Source organism: Erysipelatoclostridium sp. An173 (genome assembly GCF_002160495.1).
Lineage (GTDB): Bacteria > Bacillota_I > Bacilli_A > Erysipelotrichales > Coprobacillaceae > Thomasclavelia > Thomasclavelia merdavium.
This window is the reverse complement of record NZ_NFKR01000003.1, coordinates 71868-95411: the sequence shown is the minus strand read 5'-3', so window position 1 is coordinate 95411 and position 23544 is coordinate 71868. Positions and strand designations below refer to the sequence as shown.

General features: G+C 27.7%; 24 protein-coding genes and 1 riboswitch. Of the genes, 4 read left to right on the top strand and 20 right to left on the bottom strand.

The genetic code is table 11. The annotated features are described in order from the left end of the window. Both B5F09_RS02165 and B5F09_RS02160 read right to left on the bottom strand, forming a co-directional pair. Positions 1–1989, bottom strand: coding sequence for an AAA family ATPase (locus tag B5F09_RS02165; RefSeq protein WP_087371102.1), 1989 nt, complete (start codon positions 1987–1989; stop codon positions 1–3). 153 nt (positions 1990–2142) lie between these two features. Next, positions 2143–2505: a hypothetical protein gene (locus B5F09_RS02160; RefSeq protein WP_087371099.1), complete on the bottom strand. Its 363-nt coding sequence runs from the start codon at positions 2503–2505 to the stop codon at positions 2143–2145. Between the two features lie 76 nt (positions 2506–2581). Here B5F09_RS02160 and B5F09_RS02155 point away from each other — a divergent pair, with 76 nt between their 5' ends. From B5F09_RS02155 to B5F09_RS14965, 3 genes are read left to right on the top strand one after another with little or no spacing between them, the layout of a single operon-like run. Further along, on the top strand, positions 2582–3280 hold the full coding sequence (locus B5F09_RS02155) for a GTP pyrophosphokinase family protein (protein WP_087371096.1): 699 nt from the start codon (positions 2582–2584) through the stop codon (positions 3278–3280). 20 nt (positions 3281–3300) lie between these two features. Further along, the gene (locus tag B5F09_RS02150; RefSeq protein WP_204215175.1) at positions 3301–3660 is read left to right on the top strand and encodes an HAD-IIIA family hydrolase; all 360 of its coding nucleotides are present in this window, start codon (positions 3301–3303) and stop codon (positions 3658–3660) included. Further along, entirely contained in the window at positions 3636–3815 is a 180-nt protein-coding gene (locus tag B5F09_RS14965) for a hypothetical protein (protein WP_204215173.1), read from the top strand. Before B5F09_RS02150 ends, B5F09_RS14965 begins: the two co-directional genes overlap by 25 nt. A 239-nt stretch (positions 3816–4054) precedes the next feature. Here B5F09_RS14965 and B5F09_RS02145 read toward each other — a convergent pair whose 3' ends face one another. From B5F09_RS02145 to B5F09_RS02115, 7 genes are all read right to left on the bottom strand, one after another. Further along, positions 4055–4627 carry a hypothetical protein gene (locus B5F09_RS02145; protein WP_087371093.1) on the bottom strand — a complete coding sequence of 191 codons (573 nt, stop codon included), beginning with the start codon at positions 4625–4627 and terminating at the stop codon, positions 4055–4057. 201 nt (positions 4628–4828) lie between these two features. Beyond that, on the bottom strand, positions 4829–6139 hold the full coding sequence (gene lysA, locus B5F09_RS02140) for a diaminopimelate decarboxylase (protein WP_087371091.1): 1311 nt from the start codon (positions 6137–6139) through the stop codon (positions 4829–4831). A 12-nt stretch (positions 6140–6151) separates the two neighbouring features. After that, on the bottom strand, positions 6152–6895 hold the full coding sequence (gene dapB / locus B5F09_RS02135) for a 4-hydroxy-tetrahydrodipicolinate reductase (RefSeq protein WP_087301779.1): 744 nt from the start codon (positions 6893–6895) through the stop codon (positions 6152–6154). A gap of 1 nt (position 6896) precedes the next feature. Further along, the gene (gene dapA / locus B5F09_RS02130) at positions 6897–7790 is read right to left on the bottom strand and encodes a 4-hydroxy-tetrahydrodipicolinate synthase (RefSeq protein ID WP_087301781.1); all 894 of its coding nucleotides are present in this window, start codon (positions 7788–7790) and stop codon (positions 6897–6899) included. 10 nt (positions 7791–7800) lie between these two features. Further along, on the bottom strand, positions 7801–8271 hold the full coding sequence (locus B5F09_RS02125) for an ACT domain-containing protein (protein WP_087301783.1): 471 nt from the start codon (positions 8269–8271) through the stop codon (positions 7801–7803). A 62-nt stretch (positions 8272–8333) separates the two neighbouring features. Next, positions 8334–8509: riboswitch (Lysine riboswitch) on the bottom strand. 186 nt (positions 8510–8695) lie between these two features. Then, entirely contained in the window at positions 8696–9610 is a 915-nt protein-coding gene (locus tag B5F09_RS02120; RefSeq protein ID WP_087371088.1) for an Rpn family recombination-promoting nuclease/putative transposase, read from the bottom strand. 55 nt (positions 9611–9665) lie between these two features. After that, a complete protein-coding gene (locus tag B5F09_RS02115; RefSeq protein WP_087371086.1) occupies positions 9666–10967 on the bottom strand; it encodes a dicarboxylate/amino acid:cation symporter in 1302 nt (433 codons plus the stop codon). Positions 10968–11195: 228 nt separating this feature from the next. Here B5F09_RS02115 and B5F09_RS02110 point away from each other — a divergent pair, with 228 nt between their 5' ends. Beyond that, a complete protein-coding gene (locus B5F09_RS02110; protein WP_087371084.1) occupies positions 11196–11888 on the top strand; it encodes a class I SAM-dependent methyltransferase in 693 nt (230 codons plus the stop codon). 27 nt (positions 11889–11915) lie between these two features. Here the strand turns inward: B5F09_RS02110 and B5F09_RS02105 are convergent, their stop codons facing one another. The 11 genes from B5F09_RS02105 to B5F09_RS02055 all read right to left on the bottom strand — a co-directional run bounded on the left by B5F09_RS02105 (position 11916) and on the right by B5F09_RS02055 (position 23540). Continuing rightward, positions 11916–13895, bottom strand: a complete 1980-nt coding sequence (locus B5F09_RS02105) for an ABC transporter permease (protein ID WP_087371081.1) — start codon at positions 13893–13895, stop codon at positions 11916–11918. Continuing rightward, complete coding sequence (locus B5F09_RS02100; RefSeq protein WP_087371078.1) at positions 13885–14652, bottom strand: ABC transporter ATP-binding protein; 768 nt, start codon at positions 14650–14652, stop codon at positions 13885–13887. The genes B5F09_RS02105 and B5F09_RS02100 overlap by 11 nt, the downstream gene beginning before the upstream one ends. Positions 14653–14720: 68 nt before the next feature. Further along, positions 14721–15734: a sensor histidine kinase gene (locus tag B5F09_RS02095; RefSeq protein ID WP_087371075.1), complete on the bottom strand. Its 1014-nt coding sequence runs from the start codon at positions 15732–15734 to the stop codon at positions 14721–14723. Further along, entirely contained in the window at positions 15731–16390 is a 660-nt protein-coding gene (locus B5F09_RS02090; RefSeq protein ID WP_087301797.1) for a response regulator transcription factor, read from the bottom strand. Before B5F09_RS02090 ends, B5F09_RS02095 begins: the two co-directional genes overlap by 4 nt. 64 nt (positions 16391–16454) lie before the next feature. Continuing rightward, positions 16455–16640: a hypothetical protein gene (locus B5F09_RS02085; protein WP_087301799.1), complete on the bottom strand. Its 186-nt coding sequence runs from the start codon at positions 16638–16640 to the stop codon at positions 16455–16457. Between the two features lie 15 nt (positions 16641–16655). Next, complete coding sequence (locus tag B5F09_RS02080) at positions 16656–18407, bottom strand: hypothetical protein (RefSeq protein WP_087371072.1); 1752 nt, start codon at positions 18405–18407, stop codon at positions 16656–16658. 15 nt (positions 18408–18422) lie between these two features. After that, positions 18423–19766 carry a magnesium transporter gene (mgtE, locus tag B5F09_RS02075; protein ID WP_087371069.1) on the bottom strand — a complete coding sequence of 448 codons (1344 nt, stop codon included), beginning with the start codon at positions 19764–19766 and terminating at the stop codon, positions 18423–18425. A gap of 107 nt (positions 19767–19873) precedes the next feature. Beyond that, complete coding sequence (locus tag B5F09_RS02070) at positions 19874–20734, bottom strand: YitT family protein (RefSeq protein ID WP_087371066.1); 861 nt, start codon at positions 20732–20734, stop codon at positions 19874–19876. Then, positions 20731–21465, bottom strand: coding sequence for a copper homeostasis protein CutC (locus tag B5F09_RS02065; RefSeq protein ID WP_087301807.1), 735 nt, complete (start codon positions 21463–21465; stop codon positions 20731–20733). Before B5F09_RS02065 ends, B5F09_RS02070 begins: the two co-directional genes overlap by 4 nt. A gap of 16 nt (positions 21466–21481) precedes the next feature. Next, complete coding sequence (locus tag B5F09_RS02060; RefSeq protein WP_087371063.1) at positions 21482–22582, bottom strand: Sapep family Mn(2+)-dependent dipeptidase; 1101 nt, start codon at positions 22580–22582, stop codon at positions 21482–21484. A gap of 1 nt (position 22583) precedes the next feature. Continuing rightward, a complete protein-coding gene (locus B5F09_RS02055) occupies positions 22584–23540 on the bottom strand; it encodes a N(4)-(beta-N-acetylglucosaminyl)-L-asparaginase (RefSeq protein ID WP_087301811.1) in 957 nt (318 codons plus the stop codon). Between the last annotated feature and the right edge of the window lie 4 nt (positions 23541–23544).

Here is a 23544-nt window from a genome sequence, read left to right as displayed (position 1 = left end):
TTAAGTTTTTACCCTTTTCAATAAATATTTATTTACTGCTTTAATAATACCGCGCCCTTGTAATTCCATATTATATTCATCTAAGATATTTTCAATATCCTCTTCTCTAATCTTTTCTTTAAAATGTTTTCTAATAATTTTCTTTAAATCCTGTTTACTAAGATTTTTAAAACTTATAATCTCATCAATCCGGCTAATAAATTCTTCGCTAAAAAAAACATTGACCTTTCTAAAATTATTACCTTTTTTAAATCCTAATTGATTTTTAACTACTCCTTTATTAGATGTCATAATAATAATTGTATTATTAAAATATACTTTACGTTTATGACTATCTTCTAAATACCCTTCATCAAATACCTGTAAAAACAAACTCAAAACATCAGGACTAGCTTTATCCACTTCATCTAATAATAAAACACTTTTAGGATAAGTTTGCAATTGTCCTAATAATAAACTTGGCTTATCATAGCCAACATAACCTGGAGCAGCACCAATAATTTTTTGAACACTGCTGCTATCACGATATTCACTCATATCTAAACGAATTAATTTTCTTGATAACAATCTAGCTAATTCTTTAGCCGTCTCACTTTTACCAACACCACTATTTCCTAAAAACATCATTACTTTAGGCTGCAATGAATCTTTCGAGAGCTTTAATTGATTAACAATTTGTTCTATTGCTTTACTTTGACCAACTATTTTTTGATTTAGTTTTGCTTTAATATTTTCAAAATCATAGTTATCATTTATCTTTATAGATGTATATTCTTCAATTACCTCTTTTACAATTTTTTTAGTAATAATATGCTGTTGTTTAAATCGAGCTTTTACACAAGCTAAGTCAAATATATCAATAGCTTTATCAGGAAATGTTCTATTTTTAATATAACGATCGACATTTTCTACAAGATATGTCAACACTTCATCATTGACTTCAATCTGATGAAATCGTTCATAAAAAAGTTTTGTTTTTTGTAGTATTTCTAATGTTTCTTCTTTTGTGTTTTCTTTTAAAGTAATAACACTAAAACGACGATTCATAGCCTGGTCTTTTTCAAAATGCTGATAATACTCTTCAGTAGTCGTAGCACCAATAATAGTTAGATCTTTACGAGCTAAATATGGTTTTAAAATATTTGCTGCATCAATGGCTCCTTCAGCACCACCAGCACCAATTATATTATGAATTTCATCAATAAAAATAATTACATTATCCATGTCTTTAACTTTGTCGATGATTTTTCGTAATTTTTCCTCAAATTCTCCTCGATATTTTGTTCCAGCTACAATACTAGATAAACTTAACTCATAAATAATTTTTTTCTTCAATCCATCATTTACTTTATTTTGATTAATTAAATAGGCTAGTTTTTCTACCAAAGCTGATTTACCAACACCAGCTTCTCCAATGATCAAAGCATTATTTTTTTCTTTCTTACTTAAAATCATACATAATTTTTCTAATTCTTTTTTACGACCAATAATTAAGTGTTCACTTTGTTTTACTTTCTTATTTAGATTTACTAATGAAGGTATTTGATCTAATTTTGTTTCTAATTCACTATTTTCATTTAACTGATAAATAATATCATCAAAATCTACATGATATTTTTTTAATAACTCATGTGCTACACATTCAGCATTTTTTAATAAAGAGATTGTTAAAATATTAAGCGTCACTTTACTTTTATTTTGCTTATTTGTTATTTCCACAGCTGTTTCTAAAATATTCTTTACAGCATCACTATATTCCATATAAAAAGGTTGATCATCATTTGTCCCAAACAACCTTTTTATATCTTCATATATGTTTTTTTCATTTACACCGTATTCTTTTACTAAGTCTCGCAATTTACAATCACTTATCTTCAATAATGAAAGTAATAAGTGCTCACTGCCAACATTATTGTGTCCTAAATCAAAGGCAATGCTTTCAGCTACTACAATTGCTTTTTGGGCTTGTTCATCAAATTTTGTTAACATGTTCCACCTCTAATTTTATTATATGTTTCACCTCTTAAATTATTAACGAAACATTTTTATTTTAAACATAAAACGGTATTTGAAATAATAGCCAATATTTATTAACTGTAATTTTTATTTTTATAGCTAATAAAAAAAACTATCTTTCGATAGTTATGAAAATAATTCTGCCAAAAATGATTTCTTTTTTATTTCCTTACTTGTAACACAATAACTTGTCTTTAATGCTCCGGTCAATTTTTTTCCCTTACCTTCACCTAAAACAATCTTATATTCACCATTGTAATATTTAGCATTATAGTTTTTTTGATGATCGGCTAAAGCCTGATCAACGTCATCAACACTTTTAACCCATTGTTGATAATCTTTGATTAAAGAGTCTTTAATTTCATACATTGTTTCTATATCTTCATTGCTGTTACTATTAGCTATTATTTTATATTTAGGTTCATTGCCAGAAGCATCTACGGTTACGATGTTCATTAAAATTAATAAGATTATAACTGTTTTTTTCATATAGTTCACCTCAAGTTCATTATTACCAACTATGATTAAGTTATACAAAAAATATTTAAAAGAGGTATTAAGTTTTATGAATAATCGAATAATGCAAAAAGAAATTGTTACTGATTCCTTGGGGTCTTTAAATTCTCAAATCAAATTAAACCAACCAGTTAAAGAATTTCTTGTTTTACAACAAGTTTATGAAGCTGGTATTAAAGAAATAAGGACCAAATTAGAGATTCTTGATGATGAATTTAAAATAAAACATGATCATAATCCTATTCATCATATGGAGTACCGATTAAAATCTCTAGATAGTATTGTAAACAAACTAAAGAAAAGAAACCTTGAGGTTTCATTAGAATCAATGGTTGAAAATTTAACTGATATCGCTGGTGTCCGAGTTATTTGTAATTATGTTAGTGATGTTTATCGGATTGCAGAATTATTAGTTAAACAAAGTGATATTAAATTAATTCAAAAAAAAGATTATATTAAACATCCTAAAGAAAACGGTTATCGAAGTTTACATTTAGTAGTTGAAGTACCTATCTTTTTAGCAGAAAGAGTCCAGCCTATAGCTGTAGAAATCCAAATCAGAACTATTGCCATGGACTTTTGGGCTAGTTTAGAACATCATTTACGTTATAAATCTGATAGTGAAGTACCTGATGGTGTTCGTGATGAATTAATTGAATGTGCTAAAACAATTTCGCACTTAGATTATAAAATGCAAGGAATTCATGAAGAATTAAATAAATCAAAGAAAAGAATTAAAAGTTCATGAAAGAAAAGAATTAAAAGTTCATGAAAGTAGCTTTCTTAGATCGTGATGGAACCATAATTAAAGACTATCCCGATGAAAAATGGTCATCGATAAAACATCCAGAATTTCTTGAGGGTTCTATTGATGGAATGCAAAAGTTAATTGCAAATGGTTATCACATCATTATTATTACTAATCAGTATTTAATTAATGATGGTATTATTACCTTAGATCAATATCAACAATTTACTCAAGAATTTTTATCGATATGTCAAAATAATAATATTAACATTTTAGAAATATATTTTTGCCCTCATAATGAACAAGATCATTGTAATTGTAAAAAGCCAAAGCCTGGTATGATTTTAACCAGGCCTTGGCAAAATATAATATCGACTTAAATAATTCAATCTACTGTGGTGATAGTGAAGCAGACTATTTACTGGCAAAACATTTCAATTTACCATTTTATGCTATATCATCATCACTAGATTATCCTGATATTATTAAATACGATATTATTTTAGATGTTTGTCATTACTTAGAATTGACATAACATCTTCATTATTCATATGATGACTCTAACATCATAAGTTACTAAACAATTAACAAATACTGATACTTTAAAGTATCAATATCACAATATATCATGATTTTAATTCTTCCCAAATAAAATATCAAATTATTTTGTTTTTATAATTTAATAGAGTACTCTTTATAAGTGGCATACTAATAAATTGAAATTAAACACCATTGTTGTTTACTATATTATTCTAATTTAAACTCTTATTAAAATTACGTTTTTCTAAAATAATCATATAGATTTACATCATTCAAAATTAAATCAATAACATTATCTTCATCTTTAATATGCACATCATGATTCTTCAATAATTTTATTATTTCAAGGATCTTATTTTTATTATTATACACATATCTTAAATCAAATGTATGAATATCACCGCTACGTTCCTTTATCTGAATATAAAAATTATCCCCTAAAGTATTTAAAGGTCCATTTGATTTAACTGCTTTATACTTAATACTTACCAATAAAATATCACTATAAGATATTTTTTTATATATTTTATCATGATTGTTTTTTATAATAAAACCAAAAAATAATAAGAAAGAAGTATAAAAAGAGTTTCTATAGGTTATTTCAACATGATTTTCTGTAAAGATCCAATTTTCATTTATACAAAAACTAATAGTAATATATAATAAAATTATAAAGAAAAATAAATCAAATAAAATATATTTTCCTAGAAAAGTATAACAGATAGCAATTTCCAACATTATATCAATAACTAAGAAAATAATAATTTTTTTCCTATCTATCAAATTTCCTAAAAATATTGATTTCATGAATATTTTCTCCCCTTTCCCACATTCTATTTACTTCATTATATTCCCAAATAAATATACTGTAAATACATTATACAAGGACATGGAATAGCTTAGTTGATAAATAACATATCACTATAAAGCAAAATGAAGGATTTTATTAATCCTTCATTTAAGCTATAGATTTATTTGTTAATATTTAAAGTTGACATAGCATCTTTTTTATTCATATGATGAATCTACATCATAAGTTACTAAATCATCAAAAGTTTGTCTTCTTATAACTAAACGATCTTTACCTTGATAAGTAAAAACAACTGCTGGTTTTGGCAACTGATTATAATTTGATGACATCGAATAGTGATAAGCTCCAGTTGAAAACATTGCTAAAATATCACCAGGTTGTGGATCTTGTAACATAATATCTTTAATTAAAATATCTCCAGATTCACAGTTCTTTCCAGCCACTGTTACTAAATGATCAGCTGGCATTTGGGCTTTATTAGCAATTATTGCATCATATTTAGCGTCATATAAACAAGAACGAATATTATCAGTCATTCCACCATCAACTGTTATATAATCACGAATATCTTTAATATACTTATATGAACCTACAGTATATAATGTAATACCGGCATTACCAACACAATAACGTCCTGGTTCTACTAAAACCATTGGGCGTTTTAAATCACGAGCTTCAAACCCTTTAGTTATTATATCCATAATTGTATTAACAACTTCATCAAATTCTAGTGGACGATCTGCTTTAGTATACGCAATTCCAAAACCACCACCAGCATTTAACTTATTGATTACAATTCCAAAAATATCATAAATTTCATATGCTATTTCCACAAATTTATTCATTGCTAGTACGTATGCCTGAATATCTTCAATTTGACTACCAACGTGACAATGAATACCATCAAATTTAATATTTGGTGCATCTATTACTTTTTTGATTGCTTTTAAATATGTATTATCATGTGAACTAAATCCAAATTTAGTATCTTTAGCTCCAACACGAATATAATCATGCCCACCTGCATAAACACCTGGTGTTATTCTGACAATTCCATTTACCATAACGTTTAATTTAGCAGCAATTTCTTGAACTAATTCAATTTCATAAAAATTATCAATAACAAAATTTTCAACACCATTTAATAGAGCGTATTCAATTTCTGAAGGCAATTTATTATTACCATGAAAATAAATCTTTTTAGGATCAAAACCACCTTTTAATGCTACTGATATTTCTCCTGCAGAAACACAATCAATACCTACACCGTATTCTTTAGCAATTTGATAAATTGCTTTACAAGAAAATGATTTAGATGCAAATAATGGTAAAGTATTTTCATATTTGTCAATCATCTTTGTTTTAAGTGTATTAAATTGATTACGAATATGTCCTTCAGACATTACATATAAAGGTGTCCCATATTTTTTAGCCAGATCACAGGCATTTACATCATCTATGTATAAATTGTTATTTTTTATTTCGGCAAACTTTGTTTGTAATACCATAACTTCCCCCTATTAATATAATGATTTTAAAGTATATAATCCATGGTCTTTATCTAATAATGCATATGCTGCACTAATAGCACCTTGGACAAATACTTCTTTTGATAAAGCTGTATGTTTAATTTCGATAATCTCATCATTTCCTGCAAACATTACAGTGTGTTCACCAAAAATCGTTCCTCCACGCATTGCCTGAATTCCGATACTTTCATGTTTACGTTTTTCATGTAAACTACTACGATCATATACAGCTTCAACACCGTCGATTTCTTCTGCCATAACTTCATATAAAAGTTTAGCAGTTCCTGATGGTGCATCAATTTTTTGATTATGATGTTTTTCTAAAATCTCAATATCAAAACCTGCTTCAAAAAATTCTTTTGCAAAAGCTCGTAACATTTTTGTAAACATCTGAACCCCAAAAGAAGTATTATAAGATTGAAAGATTGGTATTTTTTTAGATGCTTCTTCAATTTTATTTAATTGTTCTTCGCTATAACCTGTTGTAGCGATTACTAATTTTGTTTTATTAGCAAGTGCATAATCTAAAATATCATCTAAATTATTAGGGTGAGAAAAGTCGATGATGACATCGGCTTTTTCATCACATTCAGCTAATGAAGAGTAGCTTTTTTCAGGAACTTTTTCATCAAATTCATAACTAACTACACCTACTAACTCCATATTTTCTTGACTTCTTACTTTATGGGCAACTTTTTTACCCATTAATCCATATCCGTATACTATTACTTTCATTTTAAAACCCCAACTTTTCAAATGCTGACATAGCATCAAATAATAATTTTTTATTTTCTTCTGTTGTTTCAACTAATGGTAATCTAACAGTTTCTTTGCAAATTCCCATATGTGCTAAAGCTGCTTTAGGCATAATTGGATTTACATCTATGAATAAATAACGACTTACCGGCTCTAAAGCAAATGCTAATTCTTGAGCTCGTGGTAAATCACCTTTTAATGCTAATTGTGCTAACAATTCAGTTTGACGTGGATATAAATTTGATAATACCGAAATTACACCTTTTCCACCAGCACAAATAAATGGCAAGATATTATCATCACACCCTGAATATAAATCAAAATCCATTCCTTGAGTCTTAGCTAAAACTTCCATTGCATAAGCAATGTTATCTGTTGCATCTTTCATCGCAACGATATTTTTATGTTTAGCTAATTCGACAACTGTATCTACACTAATATTAATTCCTGTTCTTCCTGGTACATTGTAAAGAATCATTGGAATATCAACAGCATCTGCGATTGTTGTATAATGTTTTATTAAACCACGTTGACTAGTTTTGTTGTAATATGGTGTAACAACTAAAATCGCATCAGCACCTTTTTCTTTAGCGTATTTTGCTTTTGTTAATGCTGTTGCTGTATCATTTGAACCAGCACCTGCAATAACTTTTATTCCAGTTCCTGCTGCCATTTCTAATGTAATATCTAATAATTCAAATTCATCATCAATATGAATAGTTGGTGTTTCTCCTGTAGTTCCATTAACTAATAAAGCTTGAACCCCACCGTCAATCATTCTTTGTACCTGTTTTCTAAAACTATCATAATCAATGCTTCCATCTTCATGCATTGGTAATACTAGTGCAACTGCACTACCTTCAAAAATAGCCATAATAACCTCCTTATATATTTAAGCCAAAAGCTTCATTTAACTTTTCCATCGCTAAATTACGATGCTTTTTATCGACAATAACTGAAATAGTTCGCTTAGAAGTAGTAACCTGGTAAAAATGAATATTATTTTCACCTAAAACTTTAAATACTTGAGCGGCACCACCTGGAGTTGTTTCTAATCGTTTACCCCCAAGAGCAATCTTAAAATATTTACGATTAGTTGCAATTTCTAGCTGCTGTACTTCTTCTTTTAAACGTAAAATTGCTTCATTAAGATTTTTTTGATATTTTTCATCTAATGTAATCTCGATTTGCATCGCATCTTCAATCATAACTTGAGAAATCATATCTACGTTAACACCACATTCACTAATAATTGTAAAAATTTTTGCAATTATCATAGGATGCTTAGGAACATTTTTTAGTTGTAGTTGTATAATATTGTCCTCATAGCTCACTGCATCAATAACCTTTTCCATCATTGTTCTCTCCTTTACAAAAAAAGTTGCAATGAGTATCATTGCAACATAAACAGCGTATGAACAATGATAGCTCACCATTATCAAAAGATAATGACAGTCTTATAGATGTTCTCTATAAACCCAGAGAATAAATAACTGCAATTATTTACCCCTTCGGCGAAAGCCCCTCTACTAACATCATAGTTGCAGCATCATCAATATTAGTTTCTTAACATTTCGCGCCTCTATCTAATATCTGTCTACAATATATCACAATAGATATCATAATACAATATTAATTATACTGTTTTAATCAATGTTTTTAAATAGAAACATTCCTCATTTATCAATATATATGCTTAGCTTTTATAATTAGAATAAATAACAATATATTTTAAAATAAAAAGATTAAACCAATAATTTTAGTTTAATCCTTTAAATATTATTTTATCATTTCTTTAATTTCTGCAACACTACAATTATCCAGTATCATTTCAAATATTCTATCATATTGTTCATTGTTTAAATTATCTAAGATATCTGGATTTTCATCAGGATAATATTTTTTAAATAACTGTTTTGTTTTCTCTCTGTTTTTTTCTATGATTCCTTTTTCTTTTCCTTTTTCATACATATCTTGTTTATCCTGTTCATTTGCCCAGCGATTTAAGCTTCTTTTATAGGCCATATCTCTTAACTCTTCATCTTTGTTGAACTTATCTATCTTGTTTTTCATAACTTCAATCACCTTATGTCCCTTTAATGCCATTATATCATCTGTCAATCCGTTTTCAAATATGTAGATCCCTTTTTCTAATTCACTGAATTCTTTTAGTTCTTTTTGTTTTTTTATAATGTTGATATACGGCATTTGAACATAGACTCTTGTTATTAGATTATACTGCTCTACTTTCCCTTCTTCATTACGGCTTTCATATTTATCGTACAGCTTCAAATTATTTTTATCGATGCCATCAATAAAAATTATCTGATAAACATGCCGGATCTTTTCTTTATAATCATCGCCGGTTTTTTCTTGTCGGGATAATAATGATGCTCCATAAATCTGAAATCTTTGATATTGATTTTTAGAAAAAGCTGAACTTTGCATTTCAATGTTGACATAATCACCATTATCCAACTGAGCTCGAATATCGAGGACCATATCTTTGTCTTCGATATTTTCAACGACAAGATCAGGATTTAAAATAGTAATTGATTTACAAACAATACCTAAGATACCTTCAATAAAAAGTTTTAAAAGATATTTAGCGTCAGGATCTTGATCATTACCAAGGGAGTGTTTAAACATAAAGTCGTTTTTAAAATCATAGATTTTATCTGGTCGTTTAACCATATTTATATCACCTCGATATTATATACTCCCTTAATAATTCATTTTTCTTTTTTATTTATACTTTTTGATTTAAATAATATTTATCTAAATCTATTTGCTTTTCACTTTTGGCTACTAATATAGCAGCTAATGAAGCTCCGGTAACATTAGTAGCAGTCCTAATCATATCAACGATACTTGATATTGGTGCTAAGATGACAATTATTTCTATCGGTAAACCAGCACTTGCAAATAATGCTGTTGCCGTTATAGTCGCTGTACCTGGAACTCCTACCGTACCTAAAGAAACTACAACTGCTAAAACAATTAAAAATAAATACTGCCCTAAAGTATAATTAATATTTAATACATTAATTGCTAAAATTGCTAACAATATCGGCCACATTCCAGCACATCCTGGCATTCCTAAATTGGCTCCTAAACTAGTTACAAAACTAGCAATATCTTCATTAACCCCTATTTTTGTTAATTGTTTAACCGTAATTGGAATAGTTCCAATACTACTTTGACTAGTAAAAGCAACTATTCCAGCTGGCCAGATTCCTTTAAAAAAAGTTAATGGTTTTAATCCAGCTATTTTTAATAATAAACTACTAACACCAAAAATTTGAATGAGGCATATTAAATAAGCTAAAAACATAACACTAACTAATGGTATTAGTTCAACAATTGTACTTTTACTTACTGCTCTTGCAATCAATGCTAAAACAGCATATGGTGTAAAACTAATAACAAAGTTAATTACTTCTTTCATTACTGCATTACCAGCATCAATAAATTTTTTAAACAATAATATTTCCTTTTGGCTATTAGTAGCAGCTTTATTATAAGCAATTGCTATTATTATACAAAAAACAACTATTGGTACTACTTCACCATTTACCCAACTATCAGCAAGATTTTTAGGAAATAGATTAACGATCGTATCAATAAAATCAGGAACATTAACAGCTTCATAATTATTAGCTAACTGATAATTGATTCCTGAACCAACGTTACTAACTACTGCTAATATTAACGTAATCACTGCTGCTAAAAATGTATTCAACAATAAAAAGAAAATTGTTTTAGCCCCTATTTTTTTAAGTCTAATTGAACTATCTAAATCGGTAATACTAGAAATAATACTAAAAAACAATAAAGGAATTACAGTTGCTAAAATCAAATTCGAATAAATATTACCAATGGCTTCTAAATAACGATAATATCCTTTAAATACAATTCCTACAATAATCCCAAAAACCAATCCTAATATCGTTAAGATACTAAAATCAATTTTTTTTACTTTATCCATATAATAAATAATAATAAAAAATACTCCCGCTAATAATAGCGCTCCTAATTCTAAAATATTCATATAAACTGTCCTCTTTTCTTTAAATTATTTTATACTTGACAGTTTACCAACATCGTTCAAAATACAATTTTCTTATAAAGTCATCAAAAATCATTCTTTCACTCTTTTCCTACTAAAACAGTATGATATAAATCTATAATAATCATATTTATCTGTCAAGAAATATAATAACTAGTATTTATTGCCCTTAAAATTTGTTATAATTTTATAAAATGTGAGGTGACCTTAATGAAATATTCACTTGAAGATAGTTTAGAGGCCTGGCAAACTAATGCTAAATTTTGGGATGAGTGTATGGGAGATAATTCTAATCAGTTTCATCGTGAAGTAGTTCGCCCTAAAGTAAATAAATTACTTGATATTCAAAAAGATGACTATGTCTTAGATATTGCTTGTGGTAATGGTAATTATTCTGCATATTTAGTTAATCAGGGTGTAAATGTTGTTGCTTTTGATTATTCTTCAAAAATGATTGAACTAGCTAAAAAAAGACAAGCACGTTATATTAATAAAATTGAATTTCATGTTATTGATGCTACAAATAAACAAAGTCTAATGACATTAAAAAAAGATCTCCCGTATACTAAAGCTGTTTCTAATATGGCAATAATGGATATTTTTGAAATATCTACCCTATTTAAATGTGTTAATGAGCTATTAATTGAAAATGGAACTTTTGTATTTGCAACTCAACATCCCTGTTTTGTTACTTTAACTGATAAATATATGAGCGCTCATAGTTATTATGATATTGCAATTGATGGGCAACCTAAAAAACAATGCTATTATCATCGATCACTACAAGACATCTTTAATGTATGTTTTAAAAATGGTTTTGTTATTGATGGTTTTTATGAAGAATGTTTTCATGATCAAGAAAAACCAGAAATTATTATCGTCAGAGCCAGAAAAATATTTTAAGATAAAATGAAGGAAATTTCCTTCATTTCATCTTTCTTTGATAATATTTTTAGCTGATAAATAAGTGATATAAAAATAACCACCATAAATGATAATTAAAAATAATATTGTTATCTTAATAGCACCAAAAACATTTAATTGACCTGATGACTCTAACATTAATTTACATACTTGAATTCCAAAAACAGAATGAATCAAAGCTAAAATTAATGGAAAAGCAAAATATATTGCAATTTGAATAAATAATGATTTATTGATCATCTTTTCATCGACACCTATTTTTCGTAAAATCTGATACTTTTCTTTATTATCAATACATTGTGATAATTCTTTCAAAGCCAATATTGCTGCACATGAAATTAAAAATACTAATCCAATATATAAACCAATAAAGATAACCATTGCTCCAGTTCCGATATTATTAGTAGCAATCTCTAGTTTAGTAGTAACAATTAAATCATCACTACGATATCCTAATAGTTTTTCATTAATTTCATCTCTTTTAGCTTTACTACTACTATAATTACCTATCAAAAAGCTTTCATCAACATTCAAATTCTTTACTGCTTCATCAGGTACGATATAAAATCCCATATCAGCTGGACTTGATTGAATCGTTAAAAAACCATATTGACAAGAAGCAAATTTACTATGATAAACCTTGCCATTTAATTCAATATCAGGTTTATTTTTTAAAACCATATTTCTAATATTACAAACATTGTTATAATTACCCATTACCACATATTCATTTTCTAATTGATAGGTTGGTAAATTATATAGTTTAGCTACTTGATTATATGCACTCACTCCTATTATACGTTCATGCTCATTTAAAAATTCCTCACTAACATCGCTATACATATTGCCATAGGTATCACCATATGTTAATTCATCACTATAATAAGTTTCAAAATTTAATTCTTCTTGTAAATTAATCTCATCATTTAAATTTATATTATTACTATTTAAATATTCTTTTACTGTCATTTGACTATCTTTTACATTTGTAATCATTTGTAAATCGACTGGTACTAATTCATCAATTTCACTATTAGCACTATCATTTAAAGCCACAGTACTTGAGAATATACAAATTGTTAAAAAGAGTAATAAACAAATAACGGTTATTGATAGTATTGTAGTATTAATTTTACTGACAACCTGACTAACAGTAAAACTATTTAAGTTTTTAAAATAGACTGATTTAATTTTCAAAACTAATTTTAATAATAATCCTGATAAAGACCAGTAAATTAAATATGTTGCTACGGCTCCATAGATCATTTGCAAGATTATTGAAAAAAAGGTTGTTAAATTTTCAACATTACTTGTAACGTTATAATAAGCATAAGATAAAAGTAAAACCGCACCAATAAATACAAATAAACAAACAATTGGATTTTTATTAGTAATTAATTCATTTTGTTGATGAGCAGTCATTAAATTTATTAATTGTTGACGATTAACCTGGACTGTATTAAAAACAATTACTAATAAATACATAATTCCAAAATAACATATTGTTTTTAATAATGCTGATCCTGATAATACAAATGTAAATCTATTCATATCAGCTTCAAACATATTAGCTACAATAATAGACATCACTTGTGATAATACAATTCCTAAAACAAGACCAACAATCAATGATATTAAACCAATAATTAAAGTTTCTACAATTAGAATCTTAGAAATCTGCTGTTTAGACATTCCTAATATCATATAAATACCAAATTCTCTTTTCCTACGTTTCATTAAAAAGCGATTAGCATAAACAATCAAAAATCCTAATACAAAAGAAACAAAAACACTTACACCTGATAAAATATCATTCATCATTTTAATAATATCTCTAGCCAAGTCACTAATTTCCAACATAACAGTTTGGGACTGTAAAGAATTAAAAATATAAAAGATTGTTATTCCTAAAATCAAAGTTACAAAATAAATAACATAATCTTTAAAACTCTTTTTAATATTTTTAAACGATAGATTAAATAACATCACTAATATCGCCTCCTAATAGAGAAACAACATCGATGATCTTATCAAAAAATTCTTTGCGACTTTGATTACCACGACTAAACTCATTAAAAATCTGACCATCTTTAATAAAGATAACTTTAGAAGCATAACTAGCACTAAAAGCATCATGAGTAACCATTAAAATAGTCGTTTTGTATTCTTGATTTAATTTATTTAATCTTTCAAGTAATAACCTAGAACTCTTGGAATCTAAAGCACCCGTAGGTTCATCCGCTAGGACTAACTGGGGATTAGTAATAATTGCCCTGGCACTAGCTACTCTTTGTTTTTGTCCACCAGACATTTGTGATGGATATTTATCTAAAATATCACTTATATCTAATTTACTAGCGACTTCTTTAACTCGTTTATCTATTTCCTGATAAGATACTTTTTGAATTTGCAAAGCTAAAGCAATGTTTTCATAAGCTGTTAAAGTGTCTAATAAATTGAATTCTTGAAAAATAAATCCTAATTGTTCGCGTCTGAATTGATTCAATTTATTTCCTTTAAGCTTAGTAATATCGATTCCTTTTAAATAAATATGACCGCTAGTAACCCTATCAATCGTAGAAATTAAGTTTAACAAAGTTGTTTTACCAGAACCACTGGCCCCCATAATGGCCACAAAATCTCCTTCATCAATTGACATTGATAAATTATTAATTGCTTTTGTTAGATTACTCTTGTTTCCATAATATTTACTAATATTTTCAATTACTAATATCTTTTTCATAATCTTTTTCTCCTTTACATCTTTATTATAGAAAACAGATAATCTAGATGACATCGAAATACCTTACACTATCTTACAACTTTGTAATAATCTTCATTATTAAAATCGATTATCACTTTAGTATACTTCCCTTGTTTTGATTCAATAGCTATTTGATGTCCTAACTTATGACATAAATTTTTGACAATATATAATCCCATACCTGTAGCACTAGAAACAAGGCGACCATTTTCTCCGGTAAACGATTTATCAAAAACATATGGTAATTCACTATCTTTTATCCCAATTCCGTTATCTAATATTTCCAAGGAAATATAATTTTTATTTTGAATAACATTAAAACTAATTAAACAATCACTTTCACCGTGATATTTAATACTATTACTAATTATCTGATTAATAATAAATTCTAACCATTTGCTATCACTCAATACTGTTGCTTCAATATTTTTTATTTTAATTGCAATATTTTGATACAATAAACTATCCTGATTTTTCTTAATAACATTTTTTATGATCTGATTCAAATCACATTTTTTTATTAAATAATCTTTTTCACTGCTATCTAATCTAGCATAATATAAAACTAATTCGACATTATTTTCTATTTTATTAATTTGATCTTTGAGTTTTCTAACGTTACTTTCGTGATTATGAATCATTAACTTAGTACTAGCCATCGGTAACTTAACTTCATGAATCCATAATTCAATATACTCTTTAAAATCACTTACTTCTTGTTGATATTTTTCTATTTCTTCATATGTTGCTTTATCAATTTCGTATAGCGAATCATACAAAATCTGTCCTTCTAAAAAATTTGGTCTTGTTATTAAGGCACTAATTAAACATTTTTTATCTAATTGATCTAACTTTTTTTGAAAATCCTGATAAAAGAAACTTTTTCGATAATAATCATAGCTAATAACGATTAATAAAAATAAAACCATTATAATCAAAAGAGATACTTTTAAAGTTGCTGGTAAATGATACATTACTAAAAAAAACTGCACTAATAATATCATTGTAAAATACAATAATATCAAAACAATCTGATCTTTAATATAATCTAGTAATTTCATATTAATATATACCCTTGATCCCTTCTTGTTTCAATAACATCAACTAACCCAATTTTAGCTATTTTCTTTCTTAATCTTGTCATGTTAACAGTTAACGTATTATCATCAATAAACTTATCAGTACCCCATAAATAATTCATAATATCATCACGAGTAACAATTTTTCCTTGATTAATTACTAAATAATAAAAGATACTCATTTCATTTTTCGACAACAATAAACTCATATCTTCTTTTTCAAGCGTACTTTTCAATAAATTGATTTTAACTCCATGATATTCTAACTTAGGCTCATTTTTTTGTAGCCGTTTAAATATGGCTTCAATATGTAACAATAAGATAGTTGGATTATATGGTTTAGTAATATAATCATCTACCCCATAACTATATGATAGTATTTCATCTATTTCACTATCTTTACTTGTAACCATAATTACAGGTACATTTGATACTTCTCTTAATTTTTTTAATAATTGCTGGCCATTTAAATAGGGTATTTTAATATCCAATAAAATTAAATCTGGATTAATTTCTAATATTCTGCTTAATGAATTTTTAAAATCATCTAAAATTATTCCTTGATAACCATTATTATCTAATAAAACTTTCAACTCTTTTCTCAATTCAATATCATCTTCAACAATTAATATCTTCATAACTTTTCTCCTTACCTTACAATCATGTAAGTTACTAATTAAAAAGGGTATAGCCGCCTATACCCTAATCAACCTTCTTACCTTTATTCATTACTTTATTAAATAACTTTTCTGTTTCCTCAAATTGTTTTAAAATTGCCTCATTACTAGGTTTACTTACTTTAACAGCATTATCTTTATCAACTAGCACTTGTAAATTACGATCAATATTTTTTAATAAAACAATAATTTCATCTAACTTTTCTTCCATATTTCCTCCACTTGATTACCAGGAATTACCCAGGTATTCTTTTCCTTTAATTCGATACATAAAATCAGTTGTCCATGATGTATCAGTTGTAATAGGATTATCTAATAACTCTAATCCTTCATCAACATTACTATTTTCACTAAGACGAGCAGCCAAATAATAATTACCTGCTTTTTTTACCCGATATTTATAATCATTAGTTATCTTTTCCTGGTTAGTTATATCCTGACGATCAAAGACACTAGCCCCAAATTCGTTTATATCTCCTGATGTAATACTAATATTTAATATCTGAGTATCAATTTGTGTATTATTATCATTATTGATAATTGTAAATTGCTTAGCGACTTCCAGTATGATTTGATTATAATCATCACTTACAGCTTCTATTTTAACAAATTCTGGTGTAGATTCAAAGTTTTCAATTCCTGAAGCAATAATTTGATTCATTTGATCAACAGCTTCCTTACATGACATCTCAACTTCTGGTGATAAATCAGTTTCTGGAGATACTTCATCTTCAATAATATCACTATCATCACTTGTAGTACTATTATCATAGTTATTTTCTGCTTCGCTACTTTCAACTATTTCTAGATGATTATATTTTAATTGATTATCGTTTAAGCAAATAAATTCAATACTATTCATCTTTTCATAATCAAAATATTCATCATCAATTTTATCATTTAAAACAATATAACCAATAACCTTATTATTTTGATACACCTCTAATAAATGTTGATTTACAAACATTGTTTTATAATCATAATTACCCTCAAGATTAGAAACACTTACCGTTCCTTTATCAAATATTAATAAATATTCTAGATTAGCAAAACCAAAGCCATCATATTGATTGATGATTTCATTAATATTGGTTTCTTTTAATTTATCACGATAAACAGGTCGTAAGAATGTTTCTTTATCTTTTTGATAAACTATAATATCATCACTATCCGTCAATGTTACAACCTTAAATTTATTTACATGACTAATTCGATCTGTAAATTCACCGTATTCTTTAATAAGATTTTTATAAATACTTAATCTGTTATTTTTTAAGACACAAACATAATCACCATTTACATTGTTGTAATGATCAATTTTTATAAAATTACTTGATATCATCAATATTGCCATAAAGGTCAGCAAAACAATTATGATCGTCTTATTCTTTTTTACATTACGATAAAATATTAATAGAACGATTCCAGTGATAACTTTTAATATTCGTAAAACTAAATTTATTCCATCAATAATTACATAATCATAATTTTTAACATAATAAAAGCCAAATAAAATTGTAAAAAGATTATAAAATAAATAACCAATGATAAAAAACATTATTAATAATATAAGATAATTTATTTTTTTTAGTGATTTCTTTTTATCATTAAATTCAATATTTTGTTCTTTCAATTTATCAATTAAATCTTGATTATAATCAGTAATTAAATTACCAGTATCATAAGAAATCTGAATTTGATTACTTGAATAAAAAACAGATTTCATCTTTGAAAATTGAAATTTACCATATTTATCAACAAAACCAGCTTCATTTAGTGTCATTACTCGATTATTAGTTTCTTTATTATAGATTACTGGAATAGCTATTATGACAATTACTAATAGGGCAATAATTATTTCATTATCTATTTTTGTAAAAGGGAGCGCTGCAATATATATTCCCAATAAAATTGTTATTACAATTAATAAAATAAGAATAATTTTATATATCTTATTTTTTACGTATTTTATTTGCATTGATCTTCTCCTGATTTAAATTAAATATGGTAAAAATACTGTTGCTAGTCCTAAAAAGAAGAAAAAGCCTAAAACATCAGTAACCGTAGTAACAAATACCCCACTAGCAAGAGCTGGATCAATTTTCAACTTATCTAAAATTACTGGGATGAAGTAACCAGCAATATTAGCCAAGATCATATTTAAAAACATCGCTAATCCAGTAACTAATCCAAATATTGGATTACCTTCAAATATCATCGAACCAATGGCAACCAAAATACCAATAATAATCCCACTACACATTCCTACTGCAATTTCTTTTAACATTATTTTTATAGCGTTGGCTTTTGTCATTTCACCAAGTGATAATCCTCGAACAACGATTGTTAAAGTTTGAGTTCCGGCATTACCACCCATACCAGTTACAATTGGCATTACTGTAGCTAAAGTAACTACTTGAGCAATTGTTCCTTCAAAAAAACTAACTACTGAAGCTGCTAAAACTGCAGTAAAAAGATTAATTATCAACCAGGGAATTCTACTTTTAAAAGATTCTTCGATAGTTGAATCTAAACGTTCTTCAGAGTCAACACCCCCTAATAAGTTGATATCTTCAGTACTTTCTTCTTGCATAATATCAATGATATCATCGAATTCAATTACCCCTAATAAATGATCTTCTTCATCTACTACAGGCATCATAATAAAACCATATTTTTTAAACTTTCGAGCAACTTCTTCCTGGTCAACATTATATAAAACTGATTTAACATTAGGATTAGTAATATCAATCATTTTAGTATCAAAAGTACTACTAACAATATCTCTTAATGATACGACGCCTTTTAATACATTTTGAGGATCTACTACATATAAATAATAAGTAGTATCTTGTTCCGTATTTTCTTGTAAATACTTTAAAGTCTTTTCGACAGTATTTCCAGAACGAATACTAATATATTCAGTAGTCATAATTCCACCAGCTGTATCAGGTTCAAAAGTTAATAATTTTTCAACATCAGCTTTATCATCTTGATCCATCTTATTTAAAATGTCTTGTTTTTCATTTTCTTCTAGTTCCCCAATTAAATCAGTAATTTCATCTTTAGACATTTCATCTATGATTTTACGTTGTTTGGCATCAGAAAATAATTTTAACAATTCATATTGTTCATCTTCGTCGTCTTCTTCTTCGATAATATTAGCAACTACATCATTAGGTAAATGATCCATTAATTCTTTAATACTATCTTCATCTTCATGAAGAATATCTAAAATATCGGCAGGGTGAATATTAGTAATTAATTTCTTTATCTGTTGCTGGTCACCATCTAATAAAACTTTTTTTAACTCTTCACGAGTAATACTATAACTCATATATATCCCCCTTTTTACTAGTTTATTTTTCACTGTAATTCTAACATAAATATAAGCTATTATTTTATCAAAATAACATAATTTAAAAAGGACTATAAAAATAGTCCTTAATCGATTGGTGCTTGATAAAAGCCACCAATAAAATTTTCAGTTGGAATTACATTAATTATTGCTTTATCATCACCTTCATGAAGCAATTGAACAATATCTTGTACTTCATAAGCTGATACAACAGTATGTAATAAACTCATTGGGGCTTTACTATAGCCACCATAACCATTCATTACTGAAATACCATGACGATAATTTTTAATATATAAATCAACTACTTGTTCTGGATGTTTAGTTGTTATTTGTAAAGTTACACGTTTGTAACGTTGATAGAACGATGAAATAGTTCTAGTTGAAATAAACTGGAAGACAATTGAATATCCCGCATAAATCCAACCAAACATATAACCAAAAATACATAATATACATGTATTAAAGACAAAGACATAACCCCAGATTGACCGACCGCTTTTATTAGAAACATATAAAGCGATAAAATCAGTTCCCGCTGTTGAAGCATTTCCTTTTAAAGCTATTACTGTAGCAATACCATAAACAAAACCACCAAAACATACATTTAAGATCACATCATCGAACAATGGTGGAAAAGTACAAACTTTAAGTAGAAAACTTGTTAAGAATACCTGACACAAAGATGAAATAACAAATTTTTTACCGATACTTTTAAAACACAAAATAGCAACTGGTACATTTAAAGCAATCATCCCAAGTGATGTTGAAAAACTGATACCATATAAAGAAGTAATACGATCAATTAAAATTGCTACCCCAGTAAAACCACTTGATAATAAATTAGCCGGTTCAACAAATACTTTAATAGCATAAGTTTGTAAAAATGATGATGCAATTACAGCAAGAGCAGTGATTAAATATCGAAACCAGATTTTCTTTTTCATAATCCTAATTTTACTAATTTTTTAACCAAATCTAAACTAACTACATCATAGTCATTTTGATGAGTTTCAGGTCCATAACAATAATTAACATCTTTTCCACTTGTAGTTGGATCAGTTCGCCAATCTTTACAAGAGGAATGAATTTGATTGATTTTTGCAATTTCAACAATTTCTTTAGCATTACTAGCATTAACACCGCTACCAGCTAATATTTCAATTTTATCCCCATATTTTGCTTGTAATTCTTTAATTAATTCAATTCCATCCATTGCTTTAGCTTTTAAACCGCTTGTAAGTAAGCGATCAACACCTAAATCAATTAAAATCTCAATACTCTTATATGGATCATTAACACAATCAAAAGCACGATGAAATACTGCTGTTTTATGATATTTTTTACATAACTCAACCATTTTTCTAGTTCTTTCAACATCAATCTCATGGTTTTCATGTAAGAAACCAAAAGCAAGACCATCTGCCCCTGTTTCTAATAAATCTTTAGCTTCAATTAACATTTGACGATACTCAGATTTACTATAACAAAAACCTGCGCCCCTTGGTCTAACCATACAGATTACTGTTAAGTTAGTATTAGCCTTAGTCATTTTTAATGAAGCTAAACTAGGTGTTAAACCTCCTAAATGCAAAGCACTATTTAATTCTATTCTTTTAGCGCCACCATTATAAGCATTTAAGGCATCTTCGTAACTACCACAACATATTTCAATCATTCGTTTTCCCTACTTTCTATTTTGCAAGATGATATAAACTTAAAGCATAAATTTTAGCATTAGTAATAATATCTTCGATTGTCATCCATTCGTTAGGTAAATGACCAATACCTTTTTGACCTGGGAAAGATGGACCAAAAGGAACGATATTTGGCATTAATTTTGCATAAGTCCCTCCCGTTGTTGTTACTGGTGTACCATCATTTCCGGTTACTTTTTCATAAGTATATACTAATGTTTTAACAAGTTTACAATCTTTTTCAAATTTAACTGGATTATAATTATCTACTAAAATTACATCAAAATCAGATACTGCTTTTTTAATATTATCAATAATTGTTTCTACACTTACGTTAGCAGGATAACTAACACTAAATTGAATACTAGGATCTTGGTCTAATAATAATTGATAATTTCTAACTTCCAATAATCCAAATTCTTCATCTTTAAAATCGATATTAAAACATTCACCATTATTTTTAGTATTTAAAATATAATCATTAACTAAGTTAAAGAATTTTTCTAACTGATCTTGTTTTCCTGTGATTTTAACTACTGCCCGTCCCCGTTCACCATAAACAACAGGATATTTACAATCAGGAGTAAATCCCATTATTGGTGGTTTTTCTTTACTTAAATAATATTTCAAATCTTCAAAACCACTTTCTTCATCACAGCCAAAAATAATTCTAACTTCATGACTTAAATCAATATTCAATTCCTTTAATGCATATAATGCAAATAAACAAGATATAATAGGTCCTTTATTATCTAATATTCCCCGACTATAAATAGTTCCATTTTCCACGTATCCGCTAAATGGCGGATGTTTCCATCCTGTTTTAACAGGTACTACATCTAAATGACCGATGGCACAAATATAATCATCACTGCTACCATAACTAGCATAACCAATATAATTATCAATATTAGTTGTTTTAAATCCTAAAGACGTCGCTAATGCTAATGTTTTATCTAAAGCTTCTTTTACTCCTGTCCCAAATGGAGCATTTTCTTTAGCTTCACTTTCAACACTATCAATTTTTACAATATCAATAATGCCATCGATCATTTGTTTTGATATTTCATCAACTTTATTTAATATTTCTGTTTCCATATTATTTTTCTTCTAATGGAGCCATTCTTGTTGCCATATAATTATCTAACCATTCTTGACTAGCAACTGTATGAACACATTTACCATCAATATTTTCAGTTAAATAAACAGTTGGTTTTTCATTAGCAGTTGCCACTGCAAATGAGAATCCTTCAATATTAGTAGCAACACCCCATTCTCCTTTATTATTCATTGCTACTAGTGACATATCACCAGCTTTTCCACGACGTTGTTTTAATTCTAAATCAAAATCATTAACAGCTTTTTCACAAGCAGCTTGTGGATGCATTCCTTCTTTCATTAAACGAACTATTTCATAAGCAACGCAACCTTTCATTACATCTTCACCAAGTCCTGTTGCACTAGCACCACCGACTTTACTGTCAACATAGAATCCAGAACCAGAAATTGGTGAATCACCAACACGACCAGCTTTTTTCATAAATAATCCACTTGTTGAAGTAGCTGAAGTCATTTTACCATGACTATCTAGACAAACCATTCCTACTGTATCATGACCAGCATATGGTTTAATTTCTTGTTCTTGAACTTCTTTAACACGATTACGATAATGAATTTTAGCACGATCGCTTAACATATTTTTTCTTTCAAATCCTTCTTTATGAGCAAATTTTTCTGCTCCAGCACCAACTAAAAGATTATTAACTTTTTCTTTTGATAATCTTCTAGCAATACTAACTGGGTTAGCATAATCTTTAATAGCAGCTACAGCACCAATATCAAGTGTATCACCATCCATAAATGCAGCGTCTAATTCTACTTCCATTTCTTCATTAGGTAAGCCACCATATCCTACTGATTTATAGTATGGAAAATCTTCTACTTCTCTAATTGCTGTTTCAATAGCATCACCAGCATCTTTTCCTTCTGCCAACATTTCACTAGCTTTGCTAATACCTTCCATGGCCATTCGCCATGTTGCGATAATACCCCACATTTAT